Source organism: Desulfonatronum sp. SC1, assembly GCF_003046795.1.
Classification (GTDB): domain Bacteria; phylum Desulfobacterota; class Desulfovibrionia; order Desulfovibrionales; family Desulfonatronaceae; genus Desulfonatronum.
In genome coordinates, this window is sequence record NZ_PZKN01000007.1 from 16,723 (window position 1) to 28,616 (window position 11,894).

Annotated in this window: 13 protein-coding genes; all 13 read right to left on the minus strand. The window is 58.5% G+C overall.

The features are described from left to right. Positions 1-94: 94 nt before the first annotated feature. The gene (locus C6366_RS05270) at positions 95-502 is read right to left on the minus strand and encodes a F0F1 ATP synthase subunit epsilon (RefSeq protein WP_107736301.1); all 408 of its coding nucleotides are present in this window, start codon (positions 500-502) and stop codon (positions 95-97) included. A gap of 18 nt (positions 503-520) precedes the next feature. Next, the gene (atpD, locus tag C6366_RS05275) at positions 521-1,927 is read right to left on the minus strand and encodes a F0F1 ATP synthase subunit beta (protein WP_107736302.1); all 1,407 of its coding nucleotides are present in this window, start codon (positions 1,925-1,927) and stop codon (positions 521-523) included. Between the two features lie 16 nt (positions 1,928-1,943). Then, the gene (locus C6366_RS05280) at positions 1,944-2,825 is read right to left on the minus strand and encodes a F0F1 ATP synthase subunit gamma (protein WP_107736303.1); all 882 of its coding nucleotides are present in this window, start codon (positions 2,823-2,825) and stop codon (positions 1,944-1,946) included. Between the two features lie 18 nt (positions 2,826-2,843). Further along, positions 2,844-4,355, minus strand: a complete 1,512-nt coding sequence (gene atpA, locus C6366_RS05285; protein WP_107736304.1) for a F0F1 ATP synthase subunit alpha — start codon at positions 4,353-4,355, stop codon at positions 2,844-2,846. Positions 4,356-4,360: 5 nt separating this feature from the next. Further along, positions 4,361-4,912 carry an ATP synthase F1 subunit delta gene (gene atpH / locus C6366_RS05290; protein ID WP_107736305.1) on the minus strand — a complete coding sequence of 184 codons (552 nt, stop codon included), beginning with the start codon at positions 4,910-4,912 and terminating at the stop codon, positions 4,361-4,363. Continuing rightward, positions 4,909-5,475, minus strand: coding sequence for a F0F1 ATP synthase subunit B (gene atpF, locus C6366_RS05295; RefSeq protein WP_146164782.1), 567 nt, complete (start codon positions 5,473-5,475; stop codon positions 4,909-4,911). The genes atpH and atpF overlap by 4 nt, the downstream gene beginning before the upstream one ends. Before the next feature lie 29 nt (positions 5,476-5,504). Next, positions 5,505-5,930: an ATP synthase F0 subunit B gene (locus tag C6366_RS05300; protein ID WP_107736307.1), complete on the minus strand. Its 426-nt coding sequence runs from the start codon at positions 5,928-5,930 to the stop codon at positions 5,505-5,507. Positions 5,931-6,043: 113 nt separating this feature from the next. After that, positions 6,044-6,430: a polymer-forming cytoskeletal protein gene (locus C6366_RS05305; protein WP_107736308.1), complete on the minus strand. Its 387-nt coding sequence runs from the start codon at positions 6,428-6,430 to the stop codon at positions 6,044-6,046. Positions 6,431-6,497: 67 nt separating this feature from the next. Continuing rightward, the gene (gene rodA / locus C6366_RS05310; RefSeq protein WP_107736309.1) at positions 6,498-7,610 is read right to left on the minus strand and encodes a rod shape-determining protein RodA; all 1,113 of its coding nucleotides are present in this window, start codon (positions 7,608-7,610) and stop codon (positions 6,498-6,500) included. Further along, positions 7,597-9,423: a penicillin-binding protein 2 gene (mrdA, locus tag C6366_RS05315; RefSeq protein ID WP_107736310.1), complete on the minus strand. Its 1,827-nt coding sequence runs from the start codon at positions 9,421-9,423 to the stop codon at positions 7,597-7,599. Before mrdA ends, rodA begins: the two co-directional genes overlap by 14 nt. Then, entirely contained in the window at positions 9,407-9,892 is a 486-nt protein-coding gene (locus tag C6366_RS05320) for a hypothetical protein (protein ID WP_107736311.1), read from the minus strand. The genes mrdA and C6366_RS05320 overlap by 17 nt, the downstream gene beginning before the upstream one ends. 2 nt (positions 9,893-9,894) lie before the next feature. Further along, a complete protein-coding gene (mreC, locus tag C6366_RS05325; RefSeq protein WP_158269660.1) occupies positions 9,895-10,698 on the minus strand; it encodes a rod shape-determining protein MreC in 804 nt (267 codons plus the stop codon). A gap of 37 nt (positions 10,699-10,735) precedes the next feature. Further along, positions 10,736-11,776, minus strand: a complete 1,041-nt coding sequence (locus C6366_RS05330) for a rod shape-determining protein (RefSeq protein WP_107736313.1) — start codon at positions 11,774-11,776, stop codon at positions 10,736-10,738. Between the last annotated feature and the right edge of the window lie 118 nt (positions 11,777-11,894).

An 11,894-nucleotide genomic window follows, 5' to 3' on the forward strand; every position in this document is an offset into this window, starting at 1 on the left:
CGATGGAAGACGTCGAAAAAAACGAAAGCGGATCAAATGATCCGCTTTCGTCGTTTCCGGCTTGCGCCGGGTTGGTTCGTATTGACTGAACAGGCTATGCAGCCAAATTGCGAGTTTTCATTCGGGCCAGAGCGCGTTGGAGGGCGGCCTGGGTTCTGGCGAAGTCGATCTGCGCTTTTTGTTCAAGAAGCCGCTTTTCGGACCGCTCCCTTGCCTTTCTGGCCCGCTCCAGGTCGATCTCTTCGGCCCGTTCGGCCACTTCCGCCAGGACGCTCATCTTGTTTGAGGAAACCTCGGCAAAGCCGCCGGAGAGAAAAATCCAGTGCTTTCGCCCGTCTTTGTTGTAGTGCAGACTGCCGACGCCCAGGGCCGCCAGAAAGGGAGCGTGGTCCGGCAGGACGCCGAACTCGCCGTTGTACCCCGGAGCACCGACAAACTCGACATCTTCACTAAGGAGCTTCCGGTCGGGAGTGACAATTTCCAAGTGTATGGTCTTGGCCATAATCTGCCACCTTCCAGCTTAGAGATTCTTCGCGTTTTCCAACGCTTCCTCAATGGTACCGACCATGTAGAAGGCCTGTTCAGAAATATCATCGTGCTTGCCTTCGATGATTTCCTTGAAACCACGAATGGTGTCCTCAAGCTTCACATAGCGTCCTTCCTTGCCGGTGAACTGTGCGGCGACGAAGAAGGGCTGGGACAGAAAGCGCTGGATTTTCCGGGCGCGGGAGACGGTGACCTTGTCTTCGTCAGACAGTTCGTCCATACCCAGAATGGCAATGATGTCCTGCAGATCCTTGTACTTCTGGAGGATCATCTGCAACTGCCGAGCGGTGTCGTAGTGCTCGTTGCCCAGAACCAGCGGGTCCAGAATGCTGGACGTGGAGTCCAGCGGGTCCACCGCCGGATAAATGCCCAACTCCGCGATCTGTCGAGAAAGCACGATGGTTCCGTTCAAGTGGGCGAAGGTGGTGGCCGGCGCAGGGTCGGTCAAGTCATCGGCGGGGACGTATACGGCCTGTACCGATGTAATGGAACCCTTAGTGGTTGAGGTGATCCGTTCCTGGAGTTCTCCAAGGTCAGTGCCCAGAGTCGGTTGATATCCCACAGCGGAGGGCATCCGGCCCAGAAGCGCGGAGACCTCGGAACCGGCCTGGGTGAATCGGAAGATGTTGTCCACGAAAAGCAACACGTCCTGACCTTCCTCGTCACGGAAGTATTCCGCGGAAGCCAGAGCGGTCAGCGCGACGCGGGCCCGGGCTCCTGGAGGCTCGTTCATCTGGCCGTAGATCAACACGGCTTTCTCGATAACCCCGGCGTCCTTCATTTCGTGGTACAGGTCGTTCCCTTCACGAGTCCGTTCGCCAACACCGGCGAACACGGAAATGCCGCCGTGTTGCTTGGCGATGTTGTTGATCATCTCCATCAAGATAACGGTTTTGCCCACGCCGGCGCCGCCGAACATGCCGATCTTGCCGCCCTTGGGAAAGGGGATCAGCAAGTCGATGACCTTTACACCGGTTTCCAGCAGTTCAACCTTGGTGCTTTGCTCGGTGAAGCTAGGCGCTGCACGGTGGATGGGCATCATCTTCGTGGAGTCGATGGGACCGAGTTCATCCACGGGACGTCCAACCACGTTCATGATCCGACCAAGAGCAGGCTTACCGACGGGAATCATGATCGGCTTGCCGGTGGCCTTGGCCACGTTGCCCCGAACCAGACCGTCCGTCGCGTCCATGGCGATGCAGCGGACCAGGTTGTTTCCAAGGTGCTGCGCCACCTCGACCACCAGGTCGGGAGCGTCTTCATTGTTGGTGTTGTTGATTTCCAACGCACTTAAAATGTTGGGCAACTTTCCTTCCGGAAAGGCCACGTCCACGACTGGCCCAATGACTTGCGCCACCTTTCCTTCCATAAGTTCACTCATCTACTACGCCCCCTCTTTAGGCTGATTTCAGAGCTTCAGCGCCGCCGACGATATCCATCAGCTCCGTGGTAATGGCGCTTTGCCTGGCCTTGTTATAGACCAACGTCAAAGATTTCGACAATTCGTCACAATTTTTCGTCGCGTTGTCCATGGCCCGCATCCGAGCGGCATGTTCGCTGGCGTTCGTATCCAGAAGCCCCCTGTATATCTGCACGTTCACGAACCGAGGCAGCAATTCGGCGAGTATGCCTTCCACCGAGGGTTCGTAAATGTACTCGCTGGCGGGGCCCTGGACTTCTTCCACTTCGGCTGCTTCCGAAGCGATGGGCAAAACACGCAGGGAGACGACCTCCTGCTTGGCGAAACTGATGAATTTTCCGAAGACGATGATTACTTCATCGAACTCGTGGTTCAGATACCCGTTCATCAGGTTTGTGCCCAGTTCCACGCCCAGGGTGAAGTCGAATGTGTTCATCACGTTGACGTGATCGGCACGAATGGGCCACGACTGCTTGCGCATGACGTCCCGTCCCTTTTTGCCGACGCAGACGATCTCCACTTCCTTGCCGGCGGCTTCTTTCTCCGCCGCAAGCTTGCGGGTCTTGGAAGTCAGGTTGACGTTAAAGCTGCCGCACAATCCGCGGTCCGCAGTGACCAGTACGATCACGACCTTTTTGATTTCCTCGCGCACCTCAAGCAATGGGTGCGCCGAGGCGTCCGTGCGGCCACTCAAATCCGTGAGCATCTCGTAGAACTTGTCCGCATATGGCCTGAATTGCTCAATGCGTTGCTGAGCTTTGCGCAATTTCGCCGAGGCCACCATATTCATGGCCTTGGTGATCTGCTTGGTTTTCTTGACCCCGCCGATCTTGCGCTGAATGTCCTTCAAAGAAGCCATTGTACTCTCCTCAACGGTTTATTCAGCCTGAAAGGTCTTCTTCATCGTCTCGATGGCTTCACGCAGCTTGGCTTCAAGATCCGCGTCCAGGGCCTGCTTGGTCTTGATGTCGTCCAGAATATCGGGGCGCTGGTTGCGCATATACTCATGCAGTTCCGTCTCGAACTTGGCCACGGCGGACACCGGAAGGTCGTCCATCAGTCCGCGGGTTCCAGCGTACAGGGAAATGACCTGCTCAGCCACGGACATGGGATGATACTGAGGCTGCTTCAGAAGTTCCACGAGCCGCATGCCCCGATTGAGGCGTTGCTGTGTGGACTTGTCCAGGTCGGAACCGAACTGGGCGAAGGCGGCCAGTTCGCGGTACTGGGCCAAATCCAGGCGCAAGGTTCCGGCGACCTGTTTCATGGCCTTGATCTGCGCGGCGCCGCCTACGCGAGAGACGGACAACCCGACGTTGATGGCCGGACGAACGCCCGCGTAGAATAGGCTGGGCTCCAGGTAGACCTGACCATCGGTGATGGAGATGACGTTGGTCGGGATGTAGGCGGAAACGTCGCCGGCCTGGGTTTCAATGATCGGCAGGGCGGTGAGGGATCCAGCGCCCATGGCGTCGTTGACCTTGGCGGAGCGCTCCAGCAGGCGGGAGTGGTTGTAAAAGATGTCGCCGGGGAAGGCTTCACGTCCCGGAGGGCGACGCAGCAGCAGGGACATCTGGCGGTAGGCCACGGCCTGTTTGGAAAGGTCGTCATAAATAATCAGGGAGTGCTTGCCGCTGTCCCGGTAGTATTCGGCCATGGTGCAGCCGGAGTATGCCGCGATGTACTGCAGAGATGCCGGTTCGGAAGCCGTGGCGGAGATGACCGTGGTGTATTCCATGGCACCGTATTTGCGCAGTGTGTCCACGACCAGGGCGACGGTAGACTTCTTCTGGCCGATGGCCACGTAAAAGCAGTGGATGTCGCTTTCCTTCTGGGCCAGAATGGCATCCAGGCAGAGGGCCGTTTTCCCGATCTGGCGGTCACCGATGACCAATTCGCGCTGTCCGCGGCCGATGGGGGTCATGGCGTCGACAGCCTTCAGCCCGGTATACATGGGCTCGTGAACGGACTTCCGGGCCACGATGCCGGGAGCCTTGATTTCAACTTTCCGGATTTCTTTGGCTTCGATGGGTCCCAGACCGTCCAGGGGATTTCCCAAGGGGTCGATGACCCGGCCGACCACCGCGTCGCCCACGGGCACGGAAAATATCCGCCCGGTACGTTTGACCGTGTCGCCTTCCTTGATGTGCATGACATCGCCCAACAGCGCGACGCCGACGTTGTCCTCTTCCAGGTTCAACACCATGCCGTATACGCCGCCGGTGAATTCCAACAGCTCCATGGCCATGGCGTTTTCCACGCCGTAGACACGAGCGATGCCGTCACCTACGGAGAGGACGACGCCGGTTTCGCTCATTTCCACGCGTTGTTCGTAGTTTTGAATCTGGCTCTCAATAATTTTGCTGATTTCATCTGCTTTGATCTGCATGGCCGTTACTCACCCCTCTTGATGGTTTCTTTCATCGCGACCAGTTGGGCCCGAAGGCTGGCATCCAGTACCCTGTCCCCAATCTTCAACACGAGTCCCCCCAAAATTTGCGGGTCCACGGTATAATCGAGAATCAACTGGCGGCTGGTCTTTTCCTCCAGCGATTTCTTGAGCTTTTTCTGAATTTCCGGCTCCAGGTTGATGGCCGTGGTCATCCGGCCTCGGGCCACACCCTGGTGCTCATCCAGCAACTCGGCGTAGTAGGCCTGGATGTCCGCCAGAAACCCTAGTCTGTTGTTATCCGCCAGCAGGTAACAGAAGTTGACGATCATCTGCTTGGCCTTGATCTTTGAAAGAATCGCGTTGACCACAGCCTTCTTTTCTTCCACCTTGAAGACGGGATTGCGAAATATGCGGTCCAACTGCGGCGACTCGTTCAATGCCTTCGCCAACCCGGAGAGGTCCTTGCCGTAAGCGACAAGTTCAGCGTCCCCTTGGGCCACGCCCAAGGAGAAGAGAGCCCGGGCGTATCTGCGCGCCACGATGTTTCCAATCAATGCAGCACCACCCTTGTTAAGGATTGTTGGATCAATTTTTCATGGCCTTCCTTGGTCAACTGGCTCTGGATCATTTTCGCGGCGGTTTCCACGACCATGTCGGCCAGTTCCTCGCGGAGTCGTTCCGTTGCCAGTTTGTATTCCTGGGTTGCGGCCGTTTCAGCCTGGGCCTTGATCTGCGCCGCTTTTTCATGCGCTTGGGCGATGATGGTCCGCTTTAGCGCCTCTCCCTGGCTCTGGAAGTCGGCAAGTACCCGTTCGCGCTCGGCGTCCAGGTCCTTGATCTGGACTTCGACTTCTTTTAATTTTTTATCGGCATCGGTGCGGCGTTGATCCAGGTCGATGAGGTCGTCCCGAATTTTTTCCCGCCGGGAGGTGAGCATCTGGCCGATGCGCTTTCCGGCGGCCCAATAAAGGATTCCGACGAAGATGATGAAGTTGATCACCCGCCACATGAAATCCTTCCACTTGGCCATGTCGCCCGCTTCGCCGGCCGCCCAGGCCGCTCCGACGCTCACGAGCACCATTGCAAACGTGATCCAACAGATCATAATGCGTTTCAAGTCCAAGCCCTCCTTACGATTGATTGCGGTTACACGGCCCAGCCGACGACTTTTTCCGTGACCTGCCGGGCGTACCCGTCGACTCGAGAGGTCAGGGTCTTTTTGCCGGTACGTACTTGCGACGCGGCGTCCTCACGAGCCGCCTTCAATTCTTGAGCCGCCGTCGTGTTGGCCCCTTCCAGCAACGTGACCTCTTCCAGGTATCCTTCGGCCTTGAACTTGGAGCGGATTTCTACGCCCTGTTGCTGGGCAACGGTCAGTGCACCGGTATAGGCCGCCATTTTTTCCTGAGCTTGAGCCGTGAAGTTCTCCACGTCACTCAGCTGCGCCGACATGCGTTGGGCGCGCTTCTTGATGACCGCCCGGATCGGTCGATAGAGGATCGCGTTGAGCACAGCCAGAACAATGAAGAAGTTGATCAGCTGAATGAGCATGGAAATGTTGACATCAATCATAGTCTGCCCTCCGGGTGGTGAGTATGTGAATTTTAGTGCAAGCCAAACGGCCTCTAACGAATTTTACGTTCTCTGTCAAAAGGTTTTCATTATTTTCACGTACTATGAGGAGCTCAAAAAGATGATTCGGAATCTTCCCGAGGCTTTGGGAGTTCGGCGACGTTCTCGGTCGCGGTTGCGGACATCACAACGTCGCCGTCCAGAACCGCTCCTTCCTCGATGATCAAGGACGGAGCGCGCACCGAACCCTGCAGGCGGGCCGTCTTGTGCAGGACGATTTTGTCCTCCGCCGTGACGCGCCCCTTCAGCAGGCCGCTGAGGACCAGGCTGCCCACGGCGACTTCGCCGTCGATCTTGGCGTCCTGTCCGACAATCAGGGTGCCTTGGGAATCGATTCTTCCGAGAAAGGCGCCGTCAATGCGTACCGCCCCTTGAAAGTGAAGTTTTCCTTCGTACGACGTTCCAGAGCCCAGGAAGGCGTTGATCTCGTCTTTGGCCATGGCTGGAATTCCTTTATTGGAGTTTTTTGAAAAGAGCGCACACATAGTTTGATGCTCTCCGGGTTGATTATTTTTTGAAAAAAAAGCGGCGCATGGAAATGTTGAGCACGAGACCGATCAAACAGAAGCTGGTCATGGTCGACGTGCCTCCGTAGCTGATCAGCGGAAGGGGGATGCCCACCACGGGCATCAATCCCAGCACCATGCCTATGTTGATGAGTATTTGCCAGAAAAAGTAGAAGAAAATACCCACGGCCAGATAGCAGCCGAAACCGTCCTTGGCTTCGGCCGCGGTTCGGATGATGCTCAATAGGAATAGGGAAATCAGAATCAAGAGGACCAGACAGCCGATAAAACCCCATTCCTCCCCAAACACGGCTAATGCGAAGTCAGTATGCTTTTCCGGCAAAAATCGCAATTGACTCTGGGTTCCCTCCAGAAAGCCCCGGCCCCAGAGCTGCCCGGAGCCCACCGCGATCTGCGATTGGATAATATGGTATCCGGCGCCCAGTGGATCATTGCCTGGGTCGAGAAAGCCGAGAATGCGCTGGCGCTGGTAGTCGTGCAGGAAGTGCCAGCCCAGGGGAAGGGCCGCCGGAACGAGTAGGACCACCATTTTGAGTACCGAGCCGCGGATCCCGCGGAACATGGCCATGCCGCCCAGGATCAGCAGCAGGGTAACGGACGAGCCGAGGTCCGGTTGTTTGACCACCAGGAGCGCCGGAACAAGGCCGATGGCGCCGAGAATCAGAAGCTGGCTCCAGCCAAGCTTGCCCTGGTCACGGGAAAGCAGCTTGGCGGCGAGGATCAGGAGAGAAATTTTGGCGAATTCACTGGATTGGAAGTTGAACAGGCCCAGATCCAGCCAGCGCCGAGCCCCCATGATGGTTTTGCCCCAGAGCAGGGTAGCGACCAGGGCGAGTACGGTGGCCACGAACAACGGCCAGGCCAGCATCCGCAAGTGGCGATAATCAAAGACCAGGAAGGCGATCATTCCGCCCAGGCCGATCATGCCCCAGTAGAGTTGCTTTCGATAAAAGGAGGTCAAGGTGAGGCCCTCCTCCATCCGGAACCCACTGGCGGAGTAGAGGTTGACGACTCCCATGGCGAACAGGGCTATGGCGAAGCCAGCCAAGGCCCAGTCGAAGTGGGTGATCAAGCGGCGATCAATCAGAGTCACGGGCTTCGTCCGTTTCTTGGGGGGCTGGGGGGTCAGGGAACAGGTAGTCGTAAATGGACTTGATGATCGGTCCGGCGGTGGAACCGCCGCCTCCGCCGTGTTCGACCATGGCCGCGATGACGTAACTGCGTCCGTCCCTTTGGCCGAAGGAATTCATCCAGGCGTGGTCGCGAAAGTGGTACGGAATGTCCTTGAGATCGGCTCGTTCGAATTCGCTCATCAACCGAACCACCTGGGCCGTTCCGGTCTTGGCCCCGAGGCGCACGCCGGGCTTGGCGATCCGTCGCGCCGTGCCTCGCGACCCCTCGACGGTGTTGACCATGGTCTGCACAAGGAATTCCCGATGCCCGGCCTGCAAGGGCAGCTCTCCCAGGATTTCCGGAGGCACGTCGGCAAGGAGCTGAGGCTTGAGCAGTCTGCCGCCGTTGATCAGGGCCGCGGTGTATCTGGCCACCTGCAGCGGCGTGGTCAACATGTAGCCTTGCCCGATGGACATATTCAGGTTTTCTCCCCCGTGCCAAGGTTCGTTGAAACGGCGGCGCTTCCAATCGCGGCTGGGAACCAAGCCCATGGACTCGTGGGGCAGGTCGATGCCGGTGCGCACGCCGAATCCGCTTTCCACGGCATGGGGGTGCATCCGGTCCACGCCGAGTTTGTCCCCGAGGGTGTAGAAGTAAACGTCGCAGGATTGGACCAAGCCCTGAGTCATGTCCATCCAGCCGTGTCCGCGTCGTTCCCAGCAGCGGAACAAGCGGTTGCCCAGCCGGAGCCCGCCAGAGCAGAAGACGCGGTCCGTGGTCGCGGCGATGCGGTGTGTCAGCGCGGCCCCGGCGATAACCAGCTTGAAGACCGAACCCGGGGGGTACGCGCTCTGGATGGCCCGGTTCTGCAAAGGATGGGCGGGGTTGTCCCGGAGCAGTGCCCAGTCCGCGTGGCTCAGGCCGGAGACGAACAGGTTGTTGTCAAAGGCCGGTTTGCTGACCAGGGCCAGTACCTGGCCGGTATCGGCTTCCATGACGATCACGGAGCCGACATGCTCGGCCAAGGCTTGGTCGACGAATTCCTGCAATTCCAGGTCGATGCTCAGCCGAACATCGCCTCCGGCTTCAGGAGGGACCAGCATCGTGGTCCCCAACTGACGTCCGGCGGCGTCCACGTCCACTTGGCGAGCCCCCTTGCGTCCGCGCATGGCCGATTCCATGGTGAATTCGATCCCCTTCTTACCGACGCTGTCGCCCAGGGTCAGGCCTGGATCGGCGTTCATTTCCTGCTCGTTGGCCTCGGCTACGTATCCGATGACGTGGGCCAGCAATGGGCCCTGGGGATAAAACCGTCTCGGCTTGGTGACGATCTTCAGTTCCGGCCAGGTCATGGTGTTGGCTTCGATGATGGCCAGTTGCTCGAAGGTCAGAGAATGTACGAGGATTTGCGGCTCAAACCGTCGGATTCTCGGGCGTCCCTTTTCGAAGGTTTCCTGGAGAAGGTCGTGGTCCATATTCAGCCAGTCGCTGATCCGTTGGAGGGCGGCGGGGATGTCCCGGGAGTCTTCGCGAACGATGGCCAGGGCGTAAGCCGGTTCGTTAACGGCCAACAACACACCGTTGCGATCCCTGATCAGGCCCCGGGGAGCGTAAACCTGCTGCTGACGGATGCGGTTGTTTTCGGCCCGGTCCGAGAACTCCTGGCCTCGATGCAGTTGCAGATACCAGAAACGCAGGGTGAAGACGATGAATATTCCCAGCACCAGCAGCTGGAGAAACAGCAGGCCGTTCTTCGGAGACTGCTGAGATTCGGCGTCACGATTGAGATGCATGGCGGGAGATGAAGCGGTAAACGGCGTCTAGAAGCCACCAACCAAGTATGATCGTCGCGAACATGGTCAAACTTTCCAAGAACAGGCGCTGTCCTTGGATGTTCAGGGACTGAAGGCCAGCCATGGTATGCAGGATAATCACTTGCGCGAGGGCGAAGGTGGCGGCCAACAGCAGGATGAAGACCGGACTGCGGGCTTCGAACAGACCGCGTCCGACCAGGAACATCCCGACGAGGCCTCCGTAGCGCAAGACCCCTGCTCCGAACACCAGGGCCCCGGAGCCTTCCTGGATTAGAAGCGCCGGAAGGATCAGCGCGAGGACATGGCCGAATCGTTCACGCTGCAGGCAGAGAATGATGCCGGGCACGAAGAAGTCCGTTCCGGGGAAAAATAGTTGGAGCCAAACCGCCAAAACGAAGAAGACGACCCAAAAAACGCGTATCGGGGTCACGCCGATGACGGAAAGCACGTCTATTCTTCGATGACCGGGGTAAGGTTCAGCACCAGGAATACTTCCTCCAGGTTGCGCAAGTCGACGAGGGGCGCGGCCTCCACTACTTGGAACAGCGAGGTGCTGGGCCGTTCGATGCGCTGGACCCGGGCCACGGGCAGTCCTTTGGGAAAAATGCCGTCCATGCCGGAGGTGACGAGGATTTCGCCCTCCCGCAGCAGGTCGTTCAACGGGACGTATTGCATTTGCAGTTCTCGTTGCGGCCCATTGCCCACCAGGATGCCTTGCGTGCGGTGGTCACGGCCCATGATCGCCACCTTGCTGTTGGGATCGGTGATCAAGAGCACGTTGGAAAAGGTAGGGGAGCCGCGCAGCACCCGCCCCACGACTCCCAGGGGGGTGATCACGGGAGTGTTTTCGGCGACACCGACCCGGGTTCCCTTGTCCACCAGCAAGGATTCCACCACTGCGTGCGGTCCGAATCGTGCGGCCACTACCCGTCCGCCTTCCAGAGTCCAGTCCTCGGGCGGCTGGAAATCGTGCAGGTTTCGCAGGCGGTTGACCTCGGCGGCCTCCTCATGCAACCGGGACAATTGCAGATAAAGATCGGTGACCTTGGCCCACAGCCGTTCATTCTCCTGGCGCACCTCTCCCAGGTTGACGTAGGAATCCCAAGTGGAACGAACCTGTTCCCTGGTCCATCGCAGAGGAAACGAAACCCAGGCCACGATTTCCAGGCCGGTATTTCCCGTGATCCCGTCCAGGACGCCGGTACGCCAGTTCCAGGTGTAAATGCTCAGAAGCAGAAAGGTGAGCAGGAGCAAAAAAGCTATGAATCGCTTGGAGCGGACGGGGAAAAGGCTAATCGATGGTTACCTCTCGTAAAATGTCCAGGCTGTCCAGTGCCTTGCCGGAGCCCAGAACCACTGCGGAAAGCGGATCGTCGACGACGGTGATGGGCAGAGAAGTCTCCTCGCGCAGCAGGTTGTCCAACCCGCGGAGCAGGGCGCCGCCTCCAGTCAAAACAATGCCGCGGTCGACGATGTCCGCGGCAAGCTCGGGAGGGGTCTGCTCCAGGGCGATGCGCACCGCCTGGACGATGACGTCCACCTGGTCGGCCAAGGCCTTGCGGACCTCCTCGGACGTGATCAGAATATTCTGGGGAATGCCCGTGACCAGATCCCGTCCCTTGACCTCCATCTCTTCTTCCTTTTCAAGTGGAAAGGCCGAACCGAGCTGCATCTTGATCTTCTCCGCGGAACTCTCTCCGATGAGCATGTTATATTTGCGTTTCAGGTGCTGCATGATGGACTCGTCCATCTTGTCCCCGCCCATACGCACGGACTTGCTGTAAACAACGCCGGAGAGAGAAATGACGGCCACTTCGGTGGTGCCGCCGCCGATGTCCACGACCATATTGGAAGTCGGCTCGGTGACGGGCAGGTTGGCGCCGATGGCCGCCGCCATTGGCTCCTCGATCAGGTAGACTTCCCGCGCCCCGGCGCTTTGCGCGGACTCGCGCACGGCTCGCTTCTCCACCTGGGTGATGCCCGTGGGCACGCAGATAATGATCCGCGGCCGCACCAAATGACGACGGTTGTGGACCTTGGAAATGAAGTGTCGGAGCATGGCCTCCGTGATCTCGAAGTCCGCGATGACACCGTCCTTCATGGGCCGGATGGCTTCGATGTTGCCGGGAGTTCTGCCAAGCATCCGCTTGGCCTCGGCGCCCACGGCCAAGACCTTGTTCTGGCCGCGGTTGTCCTTCTTCACGGCGACCACGGAAGGTTCACGCAGCACGATGCCCTTGCCCTTGACGTAGACGCAGGTATTGGCGGTGCCCAAATCAATCGCCAAATCGCTGGAAAACGGGCCCAGCAGGATATCCAGAATTCTCGACATAGACCCTCGCTTGGGGATAAGATAGGATGATATAGCGACGAGCGCGCAAAGTCCGAGAATCTAGCAAATATGGTGGGTGCAAGCAAGGCGGCGAGTCGCCTTCGCGCTTTCCCCGCGA

Coding starts and splice junctions, on each gene's coding strand:
- atpA (WP_107736304.1), bottom strand. CDS start 4,355: ATGCAGATCAAAGCAGATGAAATCAGCAAAATTATTGAGAGCCAGATT.
- C6366_RS05280 (WP_107736303.1), bottom strand. CDS start 2,825: ATGGCTTCTTTGAAGGACATTCAGCGCAAGATCGGCGGGGTCAAGAAA.
- atpD (WP_107736302.1), bottom strand. CDS start 1,927: ATGAGTGAACTTATGGAAGGAAAGGTGGCGCAAGTCATTGGGCCAGTC.
- C6366_RS05330 (WP_107736313.1), bottom strand. CDS start 11,776: ATGTCGAGAATTCTGGATATCCTGCTGGGCCCGTTTTCCAGCGATTTG.
- C6366_RS05270 (WP_107736301.1), bottom strand. CDS start 502: ATGGCCAAGACCATACACTTGGAAATTGTCACTCCCGACCGGAAGCTC.
- mrdA (WP_107736310.1), bottom strand. CDS start 9,423: ATGCATCTCAATCGTGACGCCGAATCTCAGCAGTCTCCGAAGAACGGC.
- C6366_RS05300 (WP_107736307.1), bottom strand. CDS start 5,930: ATGATTGATGTCAACATTTCCATGCTCATTCAGCTGATCAACTTCTTC.
- C6366_RS05305 (WP_107736308.1), bottom strand. CDS start 6,430: ATGGCCAAAGACGAGATCAACGCCTTCCTGGGCTCTGGAACGTCGTAC.